This window comes from Bradyrhizobium sp. B025 (assembly GCF_042257955.1).
GTDB lineage: Bacteria > Pseudomonadota > Alphaproteobacteria > Rhizobiales > Xanthobacteraceae > Bradyrhizobium > Bradyrhizobium diazoefficiens.
The window spans coordinates 998,610-1,021,096 of sequence record NZ_CP170150.1 but is presented as its reverse complement, the minus strand read 5'-3'; the positions used below and the strand labels follow the sequence as shown (position 1 = coordinate 1,021,096).

Sequence of the window (22,487 nt, the reverse complement as noted above, 5' to 3'; positions counted from 1 at the left end):
CCCGCCGCTGATGGGGGCTCGATTGGTGACGACGTGCTCAAAACACAGCGGCATAAGAGGCCGACGATCCCGCTCCCGCTGAGGACACTATGTTGGTTGCCATGTTAGGTGAACTGGGCGATGCCCGTCTCCGCCATTGCGGCTTCGTCATGCCTCAGGAATAGGACGGAAAATCCACTCGCGCCACATCGCCAATAGCGCGGCCATGATGACTGGGCCCACAAAGAGGCCAATAAGGCCGAATGCGGCCAAGCCGCCGAAAATTCCGACGAACGCGAGCAGGAATGGGAGCCTCGCTGAGCCGCTCACCAGCGTCGGCCAGATGAAATGGTCGCCGGCAAACATGACGATTGAGCCCCACAAGAAAACCGCCGCCGCAGCGATCCCGCTTCCACCCTCCGATGTCGTGACGATGGCTGCGACGGTGAATGCCACCCAGGCGCCGAACGGGATCATCGCAAACGCCGTCGTAAAGATGACGAAGATCAGCGCGTTGGGCACCCCCGCGACGAAATAGCCGATGCCTATCGCTAATCCTTCGCCAAGCGCAACCAATACCGTACCGTTTACGGTCGCACGGATCGCATCAATCATCTTCTCGACCAGACCTTCTCCCGCATTGCCGAAGAGCCTGTCGCATGTCTCGAGGAAGCGGCTCGCAACTGACTGACCGCCGCGAAGCAGAGCGAACAACGCCAGCAACGAGAAAAACAAGAGGAACAGCCGGTGTATAAGCTGACCGCCGAACGTTCGAAAGAGCTCGGATACGTTGTCCGCATTCAGCGACTTCAGCCATTCCGCGGCTGCCTGCGGATCCGAAAGATTGGCCCGCCACCATTGCTCCATGCTCTCGGCGGCGATCGGCAGGCGGGCGATCCAGTCGGGCACCCCGATGCCGCTCTCGCGTGCTCTCTTCAGCCAATCGGCAAGCAAGTTGCTTTGTTGTGCGACCTCGTACACGGCAAGTGCAATCGGCGTCACTAGGATCAGTGCGACGAGGACGGTGAAGAGGAACGCTGCCAAGCCGGACGGAGCACCCGAGACGTGTGTGGCGAATGCCAGATACAGAGGCCACAGGGCGACCGCCATAATGGCGGCCCATATGAGAGCAGGCAGGAAGCTCGCGGCGGTCCAAAGTCCAAGGACGACCAACAATAGTGCCAGGACAATTCTGGCCTTCATGCGGGCCCCCGCCCCCAGAGGGAGCGGCTTTTGTTCGGCCGGCGAGGCTGCCGAATGAAGTCTCTTCGGTGTCCCGTTGGCTGTGGCGGTCATGCGACCTTCGGGCCTTTCCCGGCTGCGCCGCTACGGCCTTGCGGTAGCTGACGTTTGGTCCGCTGACGGACCAGACTGCGGGATCACACGCTTGGAGATACGGACCACATGCACTTTGCCTGTCGTGGTCCCTCGTCTCTGGATCCGTCTATTACGCCAGGTGGCTACCTCATTTTCCAAGCGCAATATTTCGTCTTTGAGTTCGCCGCCGCGTTCGTTGACCGCGCGCATCTAATCTTTCCTCCTCAGGCCCTGCACGCTTAAAACGAGACAAGGCGACGTATGTTCCGTTACCAGGAACAACCGGAAGGATGCCCTCGTTCTTCCCCGGAGGAGCATCGCATGAAATTAAGAAAGTCGATCGAGGGACTTGGGCCCTATCCGTCCCTCTTCCTGCTGGCTCTACCGGCGGCTACGGTAGAGCCTCTGAAGCTCGTCGCGGTAGCGGTGGCAGGAGAGGGCCATTGGATCACCGGGACGGCGATGATTGTGGGGTGCTACGCGGTCAGCATTCTGGTCGTGGAGCGGCTTTTCGTCATCGTGAAGCCTAAGCTTCTCACGATCCCCTGGCTCGCGAAGCTCTGGAAAAGTTTCGTTTCTGTTCGGACGCGCATGATCGGCACATTCCGAGGGAGCCGACCCGAGCAGGCGGTTCGCGATACGCCGTCAACTTCGAAATGAGCCGAAAGTCAACGCTACCTAAGCGCCTGCAGCCGATGTTGGCGACGCTGACCGACGCCCCGTTCGACGATTCTGATTGGGTATTCGAGGACAAATTCGATGGTTTCCGCATGGTTGCGGAAATCCGGCGTGGTAGGGTTGCGCTCTACAGCCGAAACGGGAAGATCATCAGCCACTCCTATATCGAGGTCGCGAAAGCGCTAGAGGGCGTGAAGGCGGATGCCGTGATCGATGGCGAGCTCGTCGCAATCGGCAAGGACGGCGCATCGCATTTCCAATTACTCCAGAATGCCCTGCGCCATGAGGCCAAGCTTCTGTACTGCGCGTTCGACCTCATGTTCGCGGACGGCGAGGACCTGCGCGCGCTGCCGCTCTTGGAGCGCAAGAAGCGGCTCAAGGCCATCCTGCCGCGCCACAAGCTGATCGCTTTCAGCAACCACCGCAAAGGCAATGGAACGAAGTTCTTCGCAGAAGCCGAGCAGAGACATCTCGAAGGCATCATGGCCAAGCGCGCGGACAGCCCGTATGCGTCCGGACGCCGGACCGCCGACTGGCTGAAGGTCAAAACGGCGCAGCGGCAGGAGGTGGTGATCGCTGGGTTCACGGCGCCGAGGCGAACCCGGCCCTTCTTCGGCGCCCTCGTGCTGGCGGTACGGGAGGACGATGCGTGGCGGTACATCGGCCACGTCGGCACCGGTTTCAGCCACCAGGTTCTGGAAGAGCTTCACGGCAAGCTCGTGAAGCTCAAGACGGCCAAGTCGCCCTTTCCCGCCAAGGTGAAGGACGAGCAGGTCACGACCTGGGTGCGTCTCAGGTTGGTCGCGGAAGTTAAGTTCGCGGAATGGACCAGCAAGGGAGAGCTGCGCCAGCCAGTCTATCTCGGTCTGCGGTCCGACAAAAATCCCAAGGAGGTCGTTCGCGAAAAGAGCTGGTCGCGAAAATAATGCCGCATAGAGGAGCCGTACGACCTGAGTCAGCCGGCGGCCCGCTCGGATGCCGAAGGCCACGGCGGCAAAGGCGGTAACCCGAGAGCCTTCCGTACGGGTCCGAACGATGTCCGTTGGTGGTCTTGATCTCGAGGCCGCCTTCCGCCGGGGAAATTCCGAGGCGGCGATTGACCTGGCGGTGATTGACCTGGCGGTGATTGCACTGTTGGGCGCCTGAGTTCGTCAAGACCACGACTGACGCCGTGCAACGCAACTTACAGAGAATCCGGCGAGATGGTCCAAACCGCCGTATGCTTGATCTCGGTGTCTTCTAGGTCACGGGTCACCGGTACGCGATAGTCGGCGAGTCGGACAAGCTTTGCCTTCGGAAGGAAACAGCGCCCGGGGTCGCCGATCAAGATGGTCGCGCCGGCGCGCGCATGGTCGGCCAGAAATGCGAAGGCGCGCGCCGCGGTGTCCCGCTCATAGAAAATGTCGCCCGCGAGGATGGCCTGCCATCGGTCGTTTGGTTGAGTGTCGAGCACGTCCTCGCCGCACGACGTGAGGTGGACCTGGTTGACCTCCGCATTGAGTTCGGCCGCGGCGATCGCGAAGGCGTCGATGTCGGACACGGTCACCCCGAGCGCGCCAGCCTTCATCGCCGCGATGCCGACGAGTCCGGAGCCGGAAGCGATGTCGAGCACGTGCCGGCCCCGCACGCTATCGGGATGATCGAGCACGTAGCGCGCCAGCGCTTGGCCGCCCGCCCAGGCAAAGGCCCAGAAGGGCGGGGGAAGGCCGGCCTCGTTCAGCTCGTTCTCGGTCTGCTGCCAGAGCGGCAAGGATTCATCGGCGAGGAAGACCGCGATTTCCGGCACCAGCGGCACCGACCGGAGCCGGGTGTTGGCACGGATGAAGGATTGCGGGTCGGCAATGGTCTGGGCTGTCAAGGCGGGCCGTCGTTGTCTCGTCCCCTGATGACTAGCACGAACCGTCTGGCGCCGCGAAGGCGGACGTGGAGCGGCTGCAAATTTGACTTCGCGAAAGGTCGCGAATGGTCCTTCCGCGATCTCCGCACCTATCATCTCTCGTCTCCGCCCCCCGCGAGAGCTCCCTGTGATCCGATCCTATGATCCTCGACCGCCTCGAAAATGGCTGAGATTGAAGGTCCGAATCCCCGAACCGGTGGTACACAGCGGTGGTCACAGAAACCAACCGGCCCGTTCAGGTATCCTTGTTTTTCGGTGGTTTTCGCGCATCTGGCGCTCTGGGGAAGAGAGTCCCACTTTCTCCGCCATTGATCGACAGCTTGATCTCGATCGCCTTGTTTGTTGCGTTTCCAACCAGCACCTAATAGGCAAACTGGCGAGACCTTTACCCATGGAGTTGAACCAACTTGAGGTCGAGTCTCGTTGGTTGCGTCGAAAAACAATTAGCTTCCCACCGGGCAGTTTTCCACGCCGCCGTTACCCCCATTCGCGAATTTCACTCGCAACTTGGTATCTCGTTGTGCACCGTACGCGCTCGCCCGGGCATGCGAAGCCAAAGTCCGAGTTATTGGCAAAGAGGAGTAAGCGATGGCGAAATACGAAAACCTGATGGCGTGCTGCGACGGCATGATCACGGTAGAAAAGCTCGAGCGCTTTGAGCTCGCGATCGTGGAATTTGAAGAGTTCATGAAAATCGCAAAGGAGATGTTCGCACCTGCGTCCAAAGAAGAACTGGAGCGACGTGCCGCGGAGGACGCCATGTGCTCGGGCGACTTTAACGATCTCCCTCCGAAATCGTAGCGCGAGGGGCGCTGCGGCGCGAAGTGGCCAACTGTAGACGGAGGGCCTAGTTCGAACCGCTTAAAGCCCCTTGGCCGAGCCGCCTTAAACGCGATCCGCCCGCGTCTCGAGGGACAAAATAACGTCGGCATCTGGACAGCCGACCCGCCGCCTCGAAGCTTCGGCACGGACGTTCTTCTTCAGCTTCTCAAGCCTCGCCGCGGCATCTACCAGATCGCCTTCGACCTAGCCGACGATCACGCAGCGCCCGACGAAACTCGCATCGTCTTGCGCCATCTCAGTCCTTTTCCGTCGGCTGCAGCGTAGACGCGGTCTCGGCCGGGCGCGCAGAACGCCAGCACCATGCTTCCGCCGACGAGGTTTTTGATGGCTCTCAACGACCGCCGGATGCGGCCCCCTGGATGGTCCGTTTGCCTTTCTTAAGTTTCTGCGCGAGCTCCTGCGCCGTGATCTCGCGCTCGCGAAAAGCACGCTCGGCATCGAAGCGTTCGCGATCGGTCACGCTGACAGGGGTGGACATTCAGGGGCGCTCGCAATGGATTCGCAAAAAAGCACGATTCGAAAGCTCCATCTTAGAGCGCACCGCCCGCCTTTGCCTGAGGATTTGCGAACCTCTCTGACCGGCCGCCGCTTTGGCCCCTGACGGTATCGGTTCTAGCCTCCCGTCTTCCACCCACAGTGCCGGGCGGTGTCGGTGCCGATGGTTTATCTCTAGGACCACGTTCCGGGGCGCGCGGCGGACCGGAACAGAGCGACCTCGATCACGTCCGCCGCCGTATCGTGGCGAGCCGCCAGAGCGGAGGCCTCCTCGATGAAGCTACCGTAGCTGAGCACGCCATGGGCATGGGTTGGCCGTGGGCCGAGAAGCGCCCTCGTCTTCGGAAACAGCCGCGCCCATGCGCCGCCAGGATCAGCGATGGCCTTGATGACGTTGGCGTCGAAAACGAGCGCGGGCCCTTCTTGGAACGTCACCCGCGCGAAATAAGCCATCTTGGTCGTGGTGGCGAATCCGAGGCCGGGTACGAGGCTGTTCAGGCCGACAATGGCGGGGGTCGCGGCGCTCGGATTTGCCTTAAGTCCTCTCAACGCCTCCCCAAAAGCGTCCGGCTTGCCGAACGCCTCGGCAAATCCGAGCCATTTCCCGCCGGGCATTGAACCGCGCGGAAATCCCCAGACGATGGCGGCGATCACACCTTCTTCCCGGCTCGCGTCGGCGAGAGCAAACACTTGCCGGCGGCTGAGCTTTCCGGGCGTTGCGCGGCAAGCCGTCAGCACGGCGTCCAGCTTTGAAGGATCGGTGAGAAACTCACGATGCTTCCGCCACACCAGCGGATTGTGCGCCGATCCGAAGTCGAGAACCTCGTCGTGCGTCGGCAGCTTGGCTTCCAGCAACACCCCCTCCCGAATGATGGCGTAAACGAGCATGCAATCTAGCGGCGGTTCAAGCCCTTTCGGTGAGGATGATACGATCTGTCATCACAATCCGAGGCCCGTCACTTCGGCCTCTCCGACGAACAGGATTTCCCACCGGGGCGCGGCGGTGGCATCACCGCGCCAGTAAGCCCGCGCGCGATCGGTGGTTACGGACAGGGGTTCGCTCAGCATCACCATCTGGCGGGAATCCCCTTTGTGGATGGTGCCTGTGCAGGTGAGCTCGCAGATACTCCCCTGATCGCCGAGCAGCGGCAGCCAGCTTCGGGCCTCTTCGGCGGTTTCCGCGAGATAAAGGCAGCGCTGCCGGGACGGTGGTCGGCCCTTGAACTCGCCGACGCGGATCTGCTCCATCAACAACTCGCGCGTGAGCATCAGGTAATGCTGGCTGACCTCCCAGGCGATGGCAGCGACCGTTTGCGGCAGGCTCTGGATGGTGCCGATCCTGACCCGGTGCAGCCAGTCGAAGGCATTCACCGGCGACACCACCCCTGTGCTGCCGTCGGTCACGGGATACTCGCGAACATTCTCGAAGAAACGGAAGAACGGCGTGTAATCCCGTCCGATGGTGGCCTTTTGGCCTTTCACGAACGCCTGCTTGTACGGCGTGGTTACCGTCACTTGATACAGCTTGCGACTCTTGATTGGTTCGACCATGCCCCCTCGCTTCGCGGGAGATTATCATAGGATTTTCGCCATCGCATGTCTTGGGGCATCCGGCGCTGCAGAGCGTCGGCCGACCTGCCGGCGACGCCCTGAGGATGGGCCCCCTCCGAAACCGAAACCTGAGCGTACTTGCACGCGCAGCGCCGGATGAGCTGCGGCAACGACATGCATCAGTCGCCCCTGCTGCCATTTTACAAGCGCTTCGGCGTATACTCATCACGCTTGTCTATTCGGTTCGAACGGAGATCCCTCTTGGCCAACGGCGACGGCTTCCGCCGCTTCACTGTCCGGCCAATTCCAAACCGAAAAATAAACAAGTCCCTACATATAGCGTTTAGTTTCTGGCGCTTTGCGCCAGATCGTGTGGCTTAAGCGTATCGACTCACAAATTTTGGTTTTTTGGCCAAATCGAATCACGAATTCTTGGTTCGTCGACTCACGATTTTTTGGCGGCTCGTTGCAGATCAATGAGTTAATCGACTCGCTTCTGATTGGTCCCGACAAATTGTGCGCGGACACCGAAAGAGCGACTCGATTCCTCTATAAGAGTGACTCGATCGCCTCCTTTAAGAGTGACTCGATTTCATAGGCCGCTGATGCTGCACGGTTATTTCGACTGATTTTTTCTGACGACCAGGCGCGAGCGCGAAGGAGTCAAGGGGGGTCTTTTTGACTTTGCGCAGCGTCAAATGCGCCTGGCGGTCGCTGTGCGCGTAGCTCAAGTCCCCGGTAAGAGTGACTCGATCCCTAGCTTTAAGCTTTAGGAGTGACTCGATTTTAAGCGCGCGGCGCCCGGACCGGAAGCAAGCTCAAATCCCTGGGTACCAGAAAAATGGTGCCATCGCGTTCGACCAGATCTCGCTTAGCCTTCTCCAGCGCAAGGAGAGACACTGAAGGGGATCGAGAGGATCGTCGGCAAAGCGCAGAATGACGGGCAGCCGTCCAAGTTCCCCGCGCCAGACGGCGCGAGGCGATCAATGCTGGTCGTTGATGCTCGGACTTTCGGACAGATTGATCGTTGGGATTGCCGGCAGATAGCCTATGGTGCGGACGCCGTGCCTGAATGGGCGAGGTATCGATGGATCGCCGATGACGGGCGAGAATTTCCAATTGCCGGCGCGTTTGATGCGCGCAACCGGATGCGGGGTGCGCGGCTCTTTCGAGAGCGAGTCCACTTCCTTGGTATCGTTTCCGAGGAAACCTACGAACGCGAAGAGCTGCAGTATTTCATTCGCTTCTATCACAACCCCGCGCTGTTCGCATCGAAGGAGGATGCGCTCGCAGCATTGCGAACTTTTCCGCTATTCCAGCCGGAAAAGACACGTGCTCGTCGTCCGGATCTGTTTGTCCACGAAGCCTTCGAGGCGCAGGGAGCGACGGTTCAGTTTGGCGTTGTGACCGACGGGAGGATTGTCATCTGCAGAGTCCACGGCGACACTCTTGAAGATATCGAAGAGCGCGGTCTTCGGCCTGGCTCCGAGGAGATGGTTCAAGCATTTGATCGACACAAGGACCTGCTTCGCCGGCTTCGGGACTTTGCTTCCGCAGATCACTTCGGCGCTGCCGCTCCGCCTCGTCGAGCTGAGCCTCGTCAGCCGTTGGCGGCGCAGGCGAAGAGAGCGACTTGCCGAAGGTCGATCCTTCCTCCCAGGAGGCGGCCTTCGCCGCGTCTGTCTCGTCGAACGAGAGAAGTTCGACGTTCCAAACTCCGCAGGCGAAATCAACGCTAGTCTCACCGACCCCCGCCGCATATTCGTATACCGGAGTGATGCCGCAGTCATGCAGCGCCTGTCCGAAGCGCGCCTCGAACAGCGCGGACATATTTTCCGTGGTTAAACCACCGCCATCTTCGATCCGGTTGAGGAGCAATCTCGCCCAAGGCAACGGCCGAAGGGTCTCAATAGCTTCTGCGGTGCTCACCGCTTCCGTCGTGGTCAGTTCCCGTAGAGTATTCTCTAGGAACAAGACCCAGCCAAGCTGCCATATCGCGGGCCTTTTTGAACTGTGGGGCAGATCCAGCTGCTGCCAAAAGCGCTGTCGCCGCGAGTGGCCCAATGCCCGGGATAGTCATTAATCGACGTGCAGTATCGCTTTGAGAGGCAATCGCCTCAATCTCGCGGTTGACTTCAGCGATCGTGGCGGTCGGGATGTGAGCGGCAAGCCAAGGCCGTCAGTCAGCGTGGCTCATTGGCATAGTGCAGCTCACCTTACCGCCCGCGCGGACTTCACTTCGAAGTCACGGACCAGTTGTTGAAATTGAAGTTCTTTCCCCCCGGGGACGAGGTAATCTCGACGCCGTATTGGACGCTACCGACGTTTATGTCGCCAAAGTACCCCTTCGACTTGATCCACTGCAGGATACTCTTGATGTCCACTGTCCCGCTGTTGGTCTTCGAAGTGCGCAGCAATGAGATGACCTTGTGACCATCGGAGCCTTCGCCTTCAAACACGTTCCAAGTCGCCCCGCCTACATTGACATTGCTGTAGACCGGAATCGCCGCACCGGAAGGGGCATAATGATATGAAATGGGCTTAACGTTGCCGCTCCCGTCCGAGTTTCCGGTGTAGTTTGTCCAGAGCATTATCTCATGTCGGTCTGAGCTGTCCCAGATATCGTAGGCGACATCCCAGGCGCCGCCAGTGGGAACTTCCTGATTGAAGCTCGAGCTCAGAGTGTTGATTGAGCTGAGCGGTTTCCCGATATTGAAAGCCACGTGCGGATAGCTCTTGATGCCAGGAGTATTGGGCTGGTTCGACCACACGCTCCACCGGTTGGCTGCACTCACCGAAATCGTCTGAGGCCCAGGGTGCGGGCCCCATACGTCGTTGTTCCAAGAGTAGCCATCGCGTGAAAAGCTTCCGTATGGAGCGCTCGAACGCCAAATCGGCGTCTGTGCCGACACAGGCCCGGCAGATGATAATGACCGGGCTTCATTCGCGGCCTGCCTAAATAGATCATGATCCTCCTGTGTCCGGACGTAACCCGTTGGAGACCCTTGCGCGCCGGCACCGCTTATCCGATTGGAATCCATAAAGCTCTCCTTCCTGATAACAAAATCTCCTGCAGATCCACTAGCGGGCCCCCTAGTTCAGCATGGGCGGCATCGGCATCTAGAGACCGGGCTTGAATGCTAGGAAGGTTGGCTTTCGAGAAGCTGACGAGCTCGGGAAGAAGGGTGGACCCGCGCCCGGATTTGCCGTCTTTCGGATGACAGCAGCCTGGCTGAGACAGTGGCAACGATTGTCCGTCGTCAGACAATTTGAGACTGATCAGGCTTTTCGAGAAGGGAGGCTCTGGCTCATCAGGGGGCATCGTCAACTTAATCGACCGCCGAGCCGAAGGAGGCGATTCTCAGAGGTCGAGAGTCGGCGATAGCGCTTGTCATGGAGATCTCGCGCCAAGTCGCAAAGGCTCGCTCGCGCGAAGCACGACGGAAGTCGGCGGTGGCGGCTCCGGGATAGGGGATGTGGAAAAGGTTCGCGACCTGATCGTGAACGGACAGAAACCGTTGAGCCTGACGGGACGATTTGAAGCGCGTCATGATCCGCTCGCGTCGCCGCGTCGGCTGATGAGAATTCTCGGCCCGATTGTTGAGAGCTTTGTGCTGGCGATGTTCGACGTGTAAGCCCATCTTCGCCCTCGCAGCGCCGTACGAACGCGCTTATCCGTGATCATAACGCGCGGCGGCGTGCCGGCGGATTTCAAGAGCTTCTTCATGAGCCGCTGCGCAACGCGCGAGTTTCTTCGGCGCTGGATCAAGACGTCAGGAACGAAGCCACTCTGGTCGACAGCGCGCCAGAGCCAATGTTGTTCGCCCGCGATCGAGATAACGACTTCGTCCAGATGCCATTTGTCACCGCGAGGGGGAGTGCGCTGGCGGATCCGATCGGAGAACGGCTTGCCGAATTTCCGTCCCCACTGGCGCACGGTTTCATAGGTCACGCCAATGCCACGCGCCGCCAGCATTTCCTCGACCATCCGCAAGCTTAAGGGAAGCCGGAAATATAACCAAACGGGATAACTGATCACTTCCGGTGCGATGGCGGCGATAAAGAGGGTCCCGGGCGGTCTGCCGGTCGTCTACCCCTCCGCCGCTCCAATTCGTTAATTTGACGGTACCGTTCAATGGACTGTCCCTGTCGAAGGTTGCGGCCGATCTTGCGGCGCACGCCGTCAACGGCTGGCCGCCGGAGGTCATCAACGATTTCGGCAATCTCGGCTTTGTCCGACCTGCTGGCATCGTGTTTCTCAGCAACTTATTCGCATGGATGAGCGCTCATCAAACCAAAATCACGCTCACCAACCTCATTGGCAAACGCCGTCAGGTTTCTGGACGACTCCCTGTTCTTCGAGCAGCATTGCGGCGCAAAGTTTCGCCCGGATGCCTCACCACGGTCGACAACGCGACCACTGATGAGGATCGCTCATCAGCGATTGCCATGGCTGGCTGGAACACAACCTTGCTCCTTGGCTGGCTGCGCGCCTGTCGATCTCTCCCGCGAGCGGCGTGTACAACCGGCCGGTAGCCGCCATGCCCATCTGATCGCGGGCATCTGGACCGGGTTCAAGGGCGACCGGGGCACCAAGTCCAAGCCGGCCCCCGGCCCTCACCTCGTTTATGGCTTCCTGACGACCGATGAGGAGCGCGACGTATGGATGCGCGCGCCGCGGGATGAAGCAAAGGCACTGCAGCGGCCGTTGCCGGATGATGCGCTGAAGATCGTGATGCGCGGCGCGGATAAGGAAGATCAGCCAACAGCAGGGTAGCGATGCTTTAGCGCCGCAATCGGTATGGTGTTATGGGGACAAGAGGTCTGATGTTGTTCAAATCGCCAACAACGGCCGTGCTCATCATCAGCGCACGCCGATGGCCGAAGCGTTGCATTTCTGCAGGGCGCGGCGTTCGGCATTGCTGCGAACTGCCCGAAACTTCATCTGTATACGAAAGCAATCGCTCAATCGAAAAACGGTATCCGAGGAGTTCGCCAAGGCAACGCAAAGGAATTTGCAGAGGGCGCGTTTCTGTTCCACGAATTGCTAACTGGCGGAAAAGGAGACGAATGTGATGGCGGCCCGTGCACCTGCGATAACGTATGCGGCCTTCGCCCCGGTACATGCTACTTCGTGATTGAACCGTCGGAGGTAAAGCCCTGAGTCCGCAATGCTTTAAGGCAGCACCTTGACGAGATTGGCCCGCTTGCGTGCAGCCAGCTCGACAGCAGCATCGCGCGCCGCTTTGAATGTCATCACTTCCGCTGGCGCGTGCTCATGATCCTTCTCGATCATGGATGAAGCCGCCAAGGAAGCTCGATCTTAGTCAGCTTTTCGCAAGCTGCTCCTGCTAGCATGAAGAGGATAGGTCATCTAGGCGACGCCGCTATCCGGGTGTTACGACATGAACGCAGACGCAGCCGATATCAATGCAACAGCGTCGCAGGTTGGCGCCCCCTCCGACACCGCCGAGAACGGCGGCGATGACACGCGTGCAGCGCTACTGCGCCGAGCATTCGAAAAGGCTCTCGTTTCCGTCGCGACGCAAGTCATAAGCGATTCGCAGTCGGATATGGATGAGGCCATGAGCGAGCTTGATGATGGATGAGCCGATGGTCGGCGCCAGATAGCGATACGGCCGCCTGGTGATTGAATCGAAGACGTGCCAAGTGAGACTTGGCACACGCCAGCAGTTAGATGCGCATTCTATGATCTTTCAGGTCCGCTGCGAACTGCTCCGCGAATCCGAATGCACCTGGATCTTTTTGGCAGCGGGCTGCTGCGACGTCCCTTTGGCGTCCCCAACAGCAGACTTTGACGGAAATGGTGATGCTCAAAGCCATGGCGCCTCCGGCTTCGTGAGAGGATGATGGATGTTCTGGGAGCGCAAGGGTTCACGCCCGGCTTCGTAGGCTAAAGACAGGCAGGGCTCAACGCGAAACAGTGGCTTATGCTTTTGAGCCGAGGGTAGATCGCGCCGCCGAGGCCGTCCCCAATCCAATCTACGATCTTGGCCGGGATTTTCGCTGCGACGCCTGCATCTGCAGGACGTTGACGTGCAGACAGACCTGAGAGCACCGTTCCCGTGCAGCGCCTCCATCGCCGGCAACGCGCCGCAGCAATTCTAGCCGGGTAGCCGGGCCTGGAGGCCCTCCGCCCGTTTGTCGGCGCCAAGGCTGCGATTGCCAAGACAATCTGGCTGTTACCGTCGATCCTAAATCGATAGATCGCCAAGCTGCCCTTCTCGCGGCCGTTTGGCGAAAATGAAAGGCGGGCGCTAGCGCCCGCTTCCACGAGTTTCCGACATCCCCGGGATCAGGCCTCATGCCGGCTGTGCATCGCGACCGAAAATGCGCCGGAACATGGCCTCGCGCATCATCGTCTTGAAATCCGGCGGCGCATCCGGGTTCTCATTGTGGTTGATCACCGACTGCGTCACCTTGCGTCCGGAGTTGTCAACCCACCCCTGATTTGTCTCATGGATTGTCTGAGCTCCATCGGACGTCAGCTGATCAAGCGTTCGCCCAGCATTAGACTGCGTGACCTTCAGATTGTTTTTCCCATCCTTGTCGTCGCCGAGTCCCTCCACAACCATGGCATTGTCGCCGTTGGTGATGGTGAGCTTCGAGGAGATGGTTTTTCCCTTGCCATAATCGACCGTGTCCACCGTAATCTTCGTGCCGTCGTCGAGCTGGAAGGTCATACCTTTCTTGAAGTCGAAATCGTCCTTGCCGTCGCCATTAGCATCGACGTGAGGATCGCCGTGGATCCTCGAGACATGGCCGGTCTGGTTGTTCCTAACGGTCCAGGTGCCGTCCTTCTCATCGGCCGTGATCGTATACTTATCACCAAGGTTGATCGTCGCCTTGCCGTCCTTGACCTCGTGCGACCACACTGGCGCTGGCTGAGATGACGGCGCTGGCGTCTGAGCGACGGCAAACGGAACCATCGCAAGAGGCGGCGGTGGAGGAGGAACGAAGAACACGGGTGTTGCACTGGCAGGCGTTGCGCTTGCAGACTGGTAGTTGCCCGGCGCGCGACCCTGTTCGCCGGCATCGATACTCGCCTGATTCACCACGCCGCCGGCGCCATCGACCCAGCCTTGGCCGCTCTCATGGATCGTCTGGGCACCATCGGGTGTCAGCTCATCAAGAGTCATGCCAGCGTTGGACTGAGTCACCCTCAGATTGTTTTTGCCATCCTTGTCGTCGCCGAGCCCCTCCACAACCATCGCGTTGTGGCCGTTCGTAATGGTCAGCCTTGAGGAGATGGTCTCACCATTACCGTAGTCGACATTATTGACGGTAATCTTGGTCCCATCGTCGAGCTGGAAGGTCATATCTTTCTTGAAGTCGAAGTCATCCTTGCCGTCCCCGTTAGCGTCAACATGGGGATCGCCATGGATCTTCGTGACATGGCCGGTCTGGTTGTTGCGGACAGTCCAGGTGCCATCCTTCTCATTGGCTGTGATCGTATATTTGTCGCCGAGGTTGATCGTGGCCTTGCCATCCTTGACCTCATGCGTCCATACCGGATCGACGGAAGGCTCCGAACCCGAACTTTGCTGGCTCAACAGCATGAAAGGAGGAGGCGGAGCCATCATGTACACGGGAGCAGCCACGACTGGAGTGACGACCGCCGGAGCCACGACAGCGGTTGTGACGCCACCTGCAGGAACGACCACCGGAGCGACAACGACGGCAGCGCCTGCCGGCAGGTACTGGTAGGCACCCGGCGTGACATACTGTCCCAACAGTGTGCTGAAAGCTGGGCTGGCAACCACCCCCTCTGACCCCACCCCATTCACCGTCGAATCGAGTGCGCCGACCACGGGGAGACCGGCCACGGGAAGATACGCCATTTAGTTCACTCCTGATTGCATCGAAGAAAGCGGTAAAACTGCGAGCGTTATGCGCGCATCAACAGGAAGCATTTCAGGCCGCACCCTTGGCCCGATGGTGAGCGAATGAATGCCTCTCGCCACCAGCCCCGGCAGCCTCGATGAGCCCCCTCTCTCATCACCTTCGCAGCGGCTCGGCGCGAGCATATCGCGCCCATCGAACTCGCAGGGACTCTACCTGCAGCACCTGTCGAAAAGCTGACGACAATGAACCACCGACTGAGCATCGCAACCCTCGTAGCATCCGAGGGGTGCGGATCGCATGGTTGCTCGCGGCGGCCGGCCGTCACGACGGACCATCTCAGGCAACTATCGACGCCCGCCGATCACATGTGATACGTCGCTTCGTTAACATCGATCGACTGTCCGATGTCGGCTGCGCCGATCGGTCCTGTTGCATGCGAGATTCACGCCGCTTGCTCTTGATGCAACAATCATCGGGACCGAGAGGCATATCATTCTGTCGATAAGTGACGCGGTCGCCGCAATTCCGCCAGTCACTCCAGCGGATCTGGGAAGCAGCATTCCAACCGCTCCGGCCACGCCGCTATTGCCGCCAGCGGCGATCCGAAGATTCCGGACGCGATCTGTGGGGATACGGGCGATCACACCAACAGCCTCTACAGCATCAGCGCGCGGCCCTAACCAGGCTACCGCCCCACGCCATGAGTCTCCAAAGACTTCAGATTGGATGACTCAGCGCTGATCGACAAACGCCACAGCCAACCTGTTGGCCGATCGATCCAAGTGCGCGCCTGACCGCGCACGTAGGTCAGAATTTCGCTGCTAGCCTCACTAGCACTACTTTGGCAGATTGTTGATTTTGCCGCGTTTTATAGGATTCCCGAATCAATTTTTCAATGATTCATGGGTGGTCGGCTCTTGGAGGGCTGACCATGCCGGGATGGGAAGACGAACTCGAACGCTGGCTGATGCCGTTCTTGGACCGGCTGGGTCATAAGACCCGGCAGCGGATGTGTCCTCTGTATGTTGCGGGATTGATCGGTCCTGGCGATCGCAAGAGCGTTCAGCCGATGGCGGAACGCCTTGTCACGAGCAACTACGACCAGTTGCACCATTTCATTGCCGACGGTGTCTGGGACGCGACGCCGCTGGAGACAGAGCTGCTCAACCAGGCGGACCGACTCGTCGGCGGCAGGGATGCGGTGCTGGTTATTGATGACACCTCACTGCCGAAGAAGGGTGAGCGATCGGTCGGTGTTGCGGCGCAATACGCATCGGCTCTCGGTAAAACTGCAAATTGCCAAACGCTGGTGTCTTTAACGCTTGCGCGCGGCGAAGTGCCAGTGATGGTCGCGTTACGTCTCTTTCTGCCTGACAGCTGGACAAGCGACATGCCCCGTTTGAAGCGCGCTCGCGTGCCAATCGAACACCGAACGCCACGGTCCAAGCCGGAGATCGCTTTGGCCGAGATTGACCGCGCGATGGCAGCCAACATGCGCTTTGGATGTGTGCTGGCGGATGCAGGATACGGCCTCAGCGCACCGTTTCGACAAGGGCTAACAGAGCGCGGGCTGGCCTGGGCGGTCGGTATCCCTCGGCACCAGAAAGTGTATCCCGTCGATGTGAAGCTCATTTGGCCGATCACCAAAGTCCGTGGCAAACCACGAAAGCACCACGTGCCCGATATCTTATCGATTGCGGCAGAACAAATGCTGGCCAGCGCCAAATGGAAAACCGTGAGTTGGCGTAGCGGGACGAAAGGTCGGCTCAAAGCCCGATTTGCTGCCCTCCGTGTCCGCACCGCCGACGGCCCTCCGCAGCGGATATGGGATAAAGGTCAGCAGCATCTCCCAGGCGACGAAGTCTGGCTCATTGGCGAGCAACGTGCCTCCGGGGAGAGCAAATACTATCTCGCCAATCTTCCGGCGACGACGGATCTGCGCACGCTGGCCGCCACCATCAAGGCACGGTGGATTTGTGAGCAGGCGCATCAACAGTTGAAGGAGGAGCTTGGACTTGATCACTTCGAAGGGCGATCATGGCAAGGTCTTCATCGCCACGCCCTTATGACAATGATTGCCTACGCCTTCCTGCAACATCGTCGCCTCGCATACGCGGGGCGGAAAAAAAAGAATCAACGGGCCTCCGCCTCAACCAACCATGCCCGCCGTACGCCATGCCATCGTCGATCTCATCCTTCGGCCGCCGCCTCAGCAATGCCCATATTGCCGAAAGCAAATCCTTGAAAAACAGCGGCCAAAACACATTCTGTTCGCGGTAGGGACACCCATCACTGGGCGCCCCCCGCGCAGATCCCGGCGAGCCCAATTAAGGCACCGGGCTCCTACCTCGGGTGTTTGACGGCGAAGCGCAGCTTCGGCCATGGATGAAGGATGCGAGCCTTGGGAAGCCAGTCGTCGGTGATCTGCGTTATGCGATCCCAGGTCAGACAGGTCCGCTGACTGCGCCGCCGAAGCGTACGCCTCCAGAGATCGGTCAGGTAGAACCGAAACGCATTGAGCGCTCGGCCATTCGTCGGAACAGCAAAGTACGCAAAGTGGCCGGTCAAGACCTGCCTCAGCCATCTCCCCTGTGCAGGGATCGGCCAGTGCATTCGGCGCCTCAGCTCCTCCTTGATTTCGCGGAGTTTGGTTCGCATGCGGTCGCCACGGGTCTTCCGTTGAAGCTGGAAGCGCCCTCGGCGTGATTTGCCGCAGATAAACGTGAACCCCATGAACGCAAAGGTTTCCGGCTTTCCGAGTCCGCGCTGCTTGCGTTGAGCCGCCGCATGGCGACCAAACTCAATCAGGCGGGTCTTGGCCGGATGGAGCGTCAGCTCGAACTCCTCCAGTCTCGCGCGCATCGCGTCAAGGAAACGACGTGCGTCATCCTCGCGCTCAAAGCCGACTACTACATCGTCCGCGTAACGCACGATGATCATGCCGCCGGAGACCTCGCGCTGTCGCCAGCGTTTGGCCCACAGGTCGAGAGCGTAGTGCAGGTAGATGTTGCCAAGGAGCGGTGAAATCACCGAACCTTGACCCGTTCCCCTGTCATCAGCGGTTACGACGCCGTCTTCGAGAATACCCGCCTTCAGCCATTTCTGAATGAGGCGGATGATGCGCTTGTCGCCGATCCTATGTTCCAAGAAGCGAACCAGCCAAGGTTGACTGACTGCGCCAAAGAAATTTTGGATGTCGGCGTCAATGATCCAGTTCACCTGCCGCGTCTCGATCGCTGTGCAGAGCGCGTCCAACGCATCATGTGGTCCTCTGCCGGGCCGAAACCCGTAGGAAAAGCCACAGAAGTCTCCTTCGTAGATGGCGTTGAGCACGATGACGGTGGCCCCCTGGACGATTTTGTCTTCGAGAGCCGCGATCGCTAACGGACGCTGCTTGCCGTCTGCTTTTGGTATGTACGTCCGGCGAGACGGTTGCGGGCGATACGCTCCTCGTTGGACCCGTTTGTGCAGATCGGCGAGCCGGGGCTCGAGATCTTCCTCGTAGTCCTCCCACGTCATGCCATCCACTCCGGGAGCAGCCTTACGCCTGAGCGCAAAGAACGCCGCCCGCAGTGTATCGACATTGATGTGGTGAAAGAGCGCGGTGAACCGGTCCTTCTTCCTCAGCCTTGCGGCTGTCCGTACGCGGTCCAGCGACTGGGTCATGCGAGCCCGGCCCTGTGTCCGGTGCATGCGCTGCTGTTCCGCGTTTCCCTTGGTCCCCGGCCTTGGCTCCGCCCACTCCGCCGCCAGTAATCCGGCTTTGTTCGTTGGCTTCTCAGCTACTATGCCAGAGTCAGACTTCTCCGTGTCGTGCATCAGCGGCTACAGCTCCTCGCCTTCCCGCTGCGGACCATCTCCTCCGAGAAGGAAGATGGCCGACCCGGAGATATCCCGGTTCCCGTACAAGGAGCTTCCATACATGCCAGGGTCTACGACCACGCCGGGTTGGACGGGTGCTCGCGTTTGCGCACTCGCCCATATTGCCTTCCGCTCTTTGGACAGCGTCGGCTCCCGAGATAACACTGTTTCGCGGCTCAATGGCTGGCCTGCATGCTCCCCTACCGACGCTTCGCCGACACCCTCGCGGACGCCTGCGCACGGCTCGGGGCCGATGTGGTTCGCTACACCTTCATCGCAATGGACTTTCACCATCTCCTCCTTGCCGGTCTCCCGGCGCACCCAAAGTAGTGCTAGGGTCCAGACTCAATTGAGCCAATATGCGACGAGAGCGGCGAGATGAACAGCGGCCAAAAAATTACGGGCGAGCTTGTCATATCGCGTGGCGATGCGCCGGAAGTCCTTGAGCCTGCCAAAGCAGCGTTCGATGACATTTCGTCCTTTGTAGGCGCGTTTGTTGAAGCGATGGATGACGACACGGTTAGATTTATTGGGGATTACGGGCTTGGCGCCACGACGAATGATTGCGCCGCGAAGCTTGTCGCCATCATACCCTTGGCGAGGAGCACGCTCATGGGTGGCGCGAGCGCCAGGACATCGGGAGCCGCAGCGATATCGGCATCCTGGCCTGGAGTCAGATGCAGGACGACCGGCCGGCAGAGCGGATCGCTCAGCGCATGGATTTTTGTCGTGCGGCCTCCGCGCGAGCGGCCGATTGCTTGATTGTGCTCCCCCCTTTTCCGCCGGAGGCACACCGGTGAGCTTTAATCGAGGTCGAGTCGAGCGACAGTACGACGCCGTCTTCGCCAGGCTTGGCCAGCGCTTCGAAGATTGCGCACCATCGTCCTCGCTTGGCCCAGCGATTGAAGCGATTGTAGATCGTCGTGTAAGGGCCGTATTCACGTGGACAATCACGCCATCGTGCACCCGATTGCAGCATGTGAATGATGCCGCTGACGATGCGTCGGTCGTCGTCCCGATCCGGCCCCGTCAGTCCCCTCGGCAGATGCGGTTCGATACGCGCCCATTGCCTGTCGTTCAGCCAAAACAAACCAGCGCGCATTCTCTCGCCCCCGAATCAACACGTAGGCAAGAGAATCACGTGGCGCTATTTAGGTACAGACCCTAGGTGAGGTTGCAGCTGCCGGCAGGTGATGGGCTGCTGCAAAGGATCGACCTAATCACCCCGACCGAGACTCGTCAGCTTCTCGAAAGGTAGCGCGCCTAGCGTGAGGCTGCTGAACTCTAGGCGAGCACGTCTATTGAGACGTAACAAGACGAGCATAGGAGAAAGCGATGGCCGCCGAAAACAAGAACGCCGGCAAAACGGACAACGTACAGCCCAAGACCGTTGGTCTCGGCAAGAGCGCCGAACTGAGCCTGAGAAGTCTGGGGGGCGAGCACCGTCTTTCTTTCTATTCCTGCCCCTCGTATCGTCGGCCCGCCCGACGTAGCAGGCCACAACTAACGACTATCATAAAGAAAGGTGAATAGACATGGCGGTTAATAGTGTTGGCGGTAACGGCGCCGCTCCTGCTACCCAGCAGACCCAGGATGCCGGTTTCCAGAACCAGATGGCTGAGTTCGAGCGTGTTAGCCAAAAAGTTCAGGCCCAGGCCGTGGCAATGCGCAGAATTACGACCGAGCTCTCTTCTGAGAAGAAGGTCGCCGACGAGCGCGTCCAATAAGTCTGCCAAGACGGCGGCTCAGCGCGTCGCTACCGGATCCGCGCAGTGAATGACGAACTCCGGAAGAGCCGTGCGGCAACTGCCGTACGGCTTATCTCGTTATTCAGGACATTATCCTGAACGAATCGATCTCTCGAGTTTGAAGTGCATAGCAAAGCCGAGGGGAAGACGACCGCCGTCAGCATGTGAGTTGGCGCGGGGCCCGGCGCCGATCGGCACGTTAAGCCGTTGACATCATTAATCTGGGCAGGGTCATTCCATCCGCCGATTCACACAAAGCGCCTGATCGCCCGCGGCGAAGCGCTGCGCGCGATCGATGGCGACACTCGCGCCTGACTAGGCGCCATGCGTCAGGACGATCGGCTCTTTCTCCGAGAAGTGCGTGCGCGAGCGGGCGAACTTCTTGACGCCCATCGGCTTGCCGAACAGGTAACCCTGGACCTGATCGAAATCCATCTCATGTGCGGCAAGAAAGTCCGCGCGCGTCTCGCCCCCCTGCGCAATAACCTGCGCGCCGGAGTCGTGTGCGAGCTCGACGATACGCCGGCACACCGTCTGCTTGAGGCGCTGATCCGGCAATCCCAGCAAGGATGGCCACTTCGCGCCGACATTGTCGATCGAGATGCGGATATTGTGCAGGCGAACGCGCCGGGCGACATCGATCGCCAGGTCGAGATTGTCGATCACCTCGGCGCTGTCGATCTCGATCAGCAGGCCGGCGAACGCCGCATGATCCGGAATCCGGTAGCAAAGCTCGCGCACCGCAGCATCGTCGGCCAGAAACGAGATCGGCAGGTTGATCGAGAGATCGACCGGTCCGATCTGCCCGAGCAGATAGCGCCAGTCCTCGATCGCGCGCGCGATCACGAACTCGGACAGCGCATGAAAATGCGGATCGCTTTCGTCGGGGATGAAGTAGGCAGGCGGCACGACGCCCCATGCGGGATGGCGCATCCGGATCAGCGCCTCGGCGCCGCTCGGAACCAATGTCCGGAGATGAAGTTTCTGCTGATACCACAGCTCGAGCGAGCTGGCTTTCAGCGCTTCGGGCACATCCACTGCCGGGCTCGGTGCGGGCTCGAGCGGCATCAATGACGCAAGAATCGTCGACAATTTGTGGAAGGGCTCGCAACCGGAGACGGTTGAGATGTATTTGGCGAGCGACTTTGAACACGGCGCCTTGCCGTCTCCTCAATCCCAGCGATGCCGCCCTTCACCTTCTCGAAGGCGGCCGTGAAACAATCACCCCACTGGTGACGAGCGCCTTCATCGCGGTCGATACTGCGGTGAGCGCGGTCCCCAGGAAGCCGCGGCTGCATCGACGGACAAGGCATCGAAGACTCAGAAGGATTTCAACTTTTCGGTGATGGGCGGAAAAAACGTGGTCGATCAGTTCATTGCATCGCAAAGCAAGTCGCCGGAGGGAATGAAGGCCGAGGTGGCAACCTATGGACTGCTTCCCGGCGCAATGGAGGCGATGAAGCTGCAATTGCAAACGGAGTCGATCGCGCGGGCGAACAACACCGCGATCACCGCCGCGCAGCAGGTGCAGCTCGACCTGCTGAAGCAGAAGACTTCGGAATACGCCATGACGCTGGCCGGGCTCCAGACGATCCAAGCGAACTTGACTCCCTCTGAGAGTTACCTACAGGAGCCTAAGATCCAAGCGCAATTCAACGCCAATACGATCAGTGCGCAGCAATTCCTGGATGCGCAACAAAGGCTAGCGGAGAACGCCCAATCGACGTGGAACACCGCCGGCGCCTCCATGGCGGGCGAATTTGCACAACTCTCGCAGGAATTCGGCAAGCACAGCATGGCTATGGCGACGGCGGCTAAAGCGTTCGGCATTGTCGAGGCAAGGATCAACACTTACACCGCCTTCACGAAGGCGTTGGCATCGGCCGTGCCGCCATTCAATGATGCGTTGGCTGCGGGCGTGCTCGCTGCCGGTATGGCCAAGGTCGCCGCGATCAGCTCTATGTCGATACCTAGCTTTAGCACCGGCGGCTTCGTCTCCGGCGCTGGGACAAGCGTCTCGGACAGCATTCCCGCAATGCTTTCCAATGGCGAATTCGTTGTGAATGCCGAAGCTACGCAACGCAACAGGCGGGAAATCGCCCAGCAAAGCGGTTCTCGTCAGTTTCATGCGCGTTTCGCGGGATCGTGAGCGCGGATTTCAGGGGATCGTGAGCAACGATTTCGCAGGATCGTGAGCAAGGCTTTCGGAGCCTTGCAGCGCTTCGGCCGACAACTCAACCGGCTTAGGGATG

17 protein-coding genes and 4 pseudogenes are annotated in these 22,487 nt (G+C 59.7%); 9 read left to right on the top strand and 12 right to left on the bottom strand.

Annotation, left to right across the window (positions count from 1 at the left end; genetic code table 11):
- Positions 1 to 147: 147 nt before the first annotated feature.
- Positions 148 to 1,275, bottom strand: a complete 1,128-nt coding sequence (locus ACE10W_RS04815) for an AI-2E family transporter (protein WP_375762514.1) — start codon at positions 1,273 to 1,275, stop codon at positions 148 to 150.
- A gap of 342 nt (positions 1,276 to 1,617) precedes the next feature.
- Between ACE10W_RS04815 and ACE10W_RS04810 the strand changes: the two genes are divergently transcribed.
- A complete protein-coding gene (locus ACE10W_RS04810) occupies positions 1,618 to 1,956 on the top strand; it encodes a hypothetical protein (RefSeq protein WP_375762513.1) in 339 nt (112 codons plus the stop codon).
- On the top strand, positions 1,953 to 2,900 hold the full coding sequence (ligD, locus tag ACE10W_RS04805) for a non-homologous end-joining DNA ligase (RefSeq protein ID WP_375762512.1): 948 nt from the start codon (positions 1,953 to 1,955) through the stop codon (positions 2,898 to 2,900). The genes ACE10W_RS04810 and ligD overlap by 4 nt, the downstream gene beginning before the upstream one ends.
- Positions 2,901 to 3,157: 257 nt before the next feature.
- Here the strand turns inward: ligD and ACE10W_RS04800 are convergent, their stop codons facing one another.
- On the bottom strand, positions 3,158 to 3,832 hold the full coding sequence (locus ACE10W_RS04800; protein WP_375762511.1) for a methyltransferase: 675 nt from the start codon (positions 3,830 to 3,832) through the stop codon (positions 3,158 to 3,160).
- Between the two features lie 627 nt (positions 3,833 to 4,459).
- Between ACE10W_RS04800 and ACE10W_RS04795 the strand changes: the two genes are divergently transcribed.
- A complete protein-coding gene (locus tag ACE10W_RS04795) occupies positions 4,460 to 4,672 on the top strand; it encodes a hypothetical protein (protein WP_375762510.1) in 213 nt (70 codons plus the stop codon).
- Between the two features lie 373 nt (positions 4,673 to 5,045).
- Here ACE10W_RS04795 and ACE10W_RS04790 read toward each other — a convergent pair whose 3' ends face one another.
- The 3 genes from ACE10W_RS04790 to ACE10W_RS04780 all read right to left on the bottom strand — a co-directional run bounded on the left by ACE10W_RS04790 (position 5,046) and on the right by ACE10W_RS04780 (position 6,760).
- Entirely contained in the window at positions 5,046 to 5,192 is a 147-nt protein-coding gene (locus tag ACE10W_RS04790) for a hypothetical protein (protein WP_375762509.1), read from the bottom strand.
- Positions 5,193 to 5,383: 191 nt separating this feature from the next.
- Complete coding sequence (locus ACE10W_RS04785) at positions 5,384 to 6,064, bottom strand: hypothetical protein (protein ID WP_375762508.1); 681 nt, start codon at positions 6,062 to 6,064, stop codon at positions 5,384 to 5,386.
- Positions 6,065 to 6,148: 84 nt separating this feature from the next.
- Positions 6,149 to 6,760, bottom strand: coding sequence for a DUF2441 domain-containing protein (locus ACE10W_RS04780; protein ID WP_375762507.1), 612 nt, complete (start codon positions 6,758 to 6,760; stop codon positions 6,149 to 6,151).
- Positions 6,761 to 7,746: 986 nt separating this feature from the next.
- On the opposite strand from ACE10W_RS04780, the gene ACE10W_RS04775 reads away from it, so the two are divergent.
- Positions 7,747 to 8,499 (top strand): DUF1488 family protein, encoded by a 753-nt coding sequence (locus ACE10W_RS04775; RefSeq protein WP_304550869.1) that lies wholly within the window; start codon positions 7,747 to 7,749, stop codon positions 8,497 to 8,499.
- Between the two features lie 209 nt (positions 8,500 to 8,708).
- Here ACE10W_RS04775 and ACE10W_RS04770 read toward each other — a convergent pair.
- The 3 genes and pseudogenes from ACE10W_RS04770 to ACE10W_RS04760 all read right to left on the bottom strand — a co-directional run.
- Positions 8,709 to 8,909: pseudogene (locus ACE10W_RS04770) on the bottom strand (transposase); the annotation flags it as partial.
- Between the two features lie 85 nt (positions 8,910 to 8,994).
- A complete protein-coding gene (locus ACE10W_RS04765; protein WP_011084471.1) occupies positions 8,995 to 9,801 on the bottom strand; it encodes a hypothetical protein in 807 nt (268 codons plus the stop codon).
- Between the two features lie 288 nt (positions 9,802 to 10,089).
- A pseudogene (locus ACE10W_RS04760) lies at positions 10,090 to 10,896 on the bottom strand (IS6 family transposase).
- Positions 10,897 to 11,294: 398 nt separating this feature from the next.
- Here ACE10W_RS04760 and ACE10W_RS04755 point away from each other — a divergent pair.
- Positions 11,295 to 11,537 (top strand): annotated as a pseudogene (locus ACE10W_RS04755) (hypothetical protein); the annotation flags it as partial.
- A gap of 628 nt (positions 11,538 to 12,165) precedes the next feature.
- Positions 12,166 to 12,369 carry a hypothetical protein gene (locus tag ACE10W_RS04750; protein ID WP_011084467.1) on the top strand — a complete coding sequence of 68 codons (204 nt, stop codon included), beginning with the start codon at positions 12,166 to 12,168 and terminating at the stop codon, positions 12,367 to 12,369.
- Positions 12,370 to 13,083: 714 nt separating this feature from the next.
- Here the strand turns inward: ACE10W_RS04750 and ACE10W_RS04745 are convergent.
- Entirely contained in the window at positions 13,084 to 14,622 is a 1,539-nt protein-coding gene (locus ACE10W_RS04745; protein ID WP_014498039.1) for a DUF1521 domain-containing protein, read from the bottom strand.
- An 899-nt stretch (positions 14,623 to 15,521) separates the two neighbouring features.
- Here ACE10W_RS04745 and ACE10W_RS04740 point away from each other — a divergent pair.
- A complete protein-coding gene (locus ACE10W_RS04740; RefSeq protein ID WP_038951335.1) occupies positions 15,522 to 16,871 on the top strand; it encodes an IS701-like element ISBj6 family transposase in 1,350 nt (449 codons plus the stop codon).
- A gap of 98 nt (positions 16,872 to 16,969) precedes the next feature.
- Here ACE10W_RS04740 and ltrA read toward each other — a convergent pair whose 3' ends face one another.
- Both ltrA and ACE10W_RS04730 read right to left on the bottom strand, forming a co-directional pair.
- Positions 16,970 to 18,445 (bottom strand): group II intron reverse transcriptase/maturase, encoded by a 1,476-nt coding sequence (gene ltrA / locus ACE10W_RS04735; RefSeq protein ID WP_370205531.1) that lies wholly within the window; start codon positions 18,443 to 18,445, stop codon positions 16,970 to 16,972.
- A 387-nt stretch (positions 18,446 to 18,832) separates the two neighbouring features.
- Positions 18,833 to 19,611: pseudogene (locus tag ACE10W_RS04730) on the bottom strand (IS5-like element ISBj2 family transposase).
- 411 nt (positions 19,612 to 20,022) lie between these two features.
- Here ACE10W_RS04730 and ACE10W_RS04725 point away from each other — a divergent pair.
- Positions 20,023 to 20,214, top strand: a complete 192-nt coding sequence (locus ACE10W_RS04725) for a hypothetical protein (RefSeq protein WP_014498042.1) — start codon at positions 20,023 to 20,025, stop codon at positions 20,212 to 20,214.
- A gap of 336 nt (positions 20,215 to 20,550) precedes the next feature.
- Here the strand turns inward: ACE10W_RS04725 and ACE10W_RS04720 are convergent, their stop codons facing one another.
- Positions 20,551 to 21,273, bottom strand: a complete 723-nt coding sequence (locus ACE10W_RS04720) for an EAL domain-containing protein (protein WP_231166593.1) — start codon at positions 21,271 to 21,273, stop codon at positions 20,551 to 20,553.
- Positions 21,274 to 21,595: 322 nt separating this feature from the next.
- On the opposite strand from ACE10W_RS04720, the gene ACE10W_RS04715 reads away from it, so the two are divergent.
- On the top strand, positions 21,596 to 22,384 hold the full coding sequence (locus tag ACE10W_RS04715) for a hypothetical protein (RefSeq protein WP_231166594.1): 789 nt from the start codon (positions 21,596 to 21,598) through the stop codon (positions 22,382 to 22,384).
- The last annotated feature ends 103 nt before the right edge of the window (positions 22,385 to 22,487 follow it).

What these genes read in the sequence shown, in the direction of transcription:
- ACE10W_RS04815 (WP_375762514.1), bottom strand. Translation starts at nt 1,275, where the DNA reads ATGACCGCCACAGCCAACGGGACACCGAAGAGACTTCATTCGGCAGCC.
- ACE10W_RS04810 (WP_375762513.1), top strand. Translation starts at nt 1,618, where the DNA reads ATGAAATTAAGAAAGTCGATCGAGGGACTTGGGCCCTATCCGTCCCTC.
- ligD (WP_375762512.1), top strand. Translation starts at nt 1,953, where the DNA reads ATGAGCCGAAAGTCAACGCTACCTAAGCGCCTGCAGCCGATGTTGGCG.
- ACE10W_RS04795 (WP_375762510.1), top strand. Translation starts at nt 4,460, where the DNA reads ATGGCGAAATACGAAAACCTGATGGCGTGCTGCGACGGCATGATCACG.
- ACE10W_RS04790 (WP_375762509.1), bottom strand. Translation starts at nt 5,192, where the DNA reads ATGTCCACCCCTGTCAGCGTGACCGATCGCGAACGCTTCGATGCCGAG.
- ACE10W_RS04780 (WP_375762507.1), bottom strand. Translation starts at nt 6,760, where the DNA reads ATGGTCGAACCAATCAAGAGTCGCAAGCTGTATCAAGTGACGGTAACC.
- ACE10W_RS04775 (WP_304550869.1), top strand. Translation starts at nt 7,747, where the DNA reads ATGCTGGTCGTTGATGCTCGGACTTTCGGACAGATTGATCGTTGGGAT.
- ACE10W_RS04765 (WP_011084471.1), bottom strand. Translation starts at nt 9,801, where the DNA reads ATGGATTCCAATCGGATAAGCGGTGCCGGCGCGCAAGGGTCTCCAACG.
- ACE10W_RS04750 (WP_011084467.1), top strand. Translation starts at nt 12,166, where the DNA reads ATGAACGCAGACGCAGCCGATATCAATGCAACAGCGTCGCAGGTTGGC.
- ACE10W_RS04745 (WP_014498039.1), bottom strand. Translation starts at nt 14,622, where the DNA reads ATGGCGTATCTTCCCGTGGCCGGTCTCCCCGTGGTCGGCGCACTCGAT.
- ACE10W_RS04740 (WP_038951335.1), top strand. Translation starts at nt 15,522, where the DNA reads ATGATTCATGGGTGGTCGGCTCTTGGAGGGCTGACCATGCCGGGATGG.
- ltrA (WP_370205531.1), bottom strand. Translation starts at nt 18,445, where the DNA reads ATGCACGACACGGAGAAGTCTGACTCTGGCATAGTAGCTGAGAAGCCA.
- ACE10W_RS04725 (WP_014498042.1), top strand. Translation starts at nt 20,023, where the DNA reads ATGGCGGTTAATAGTGTTGGCGGTAACGGCGCCGCTCCTGCTACCCAG.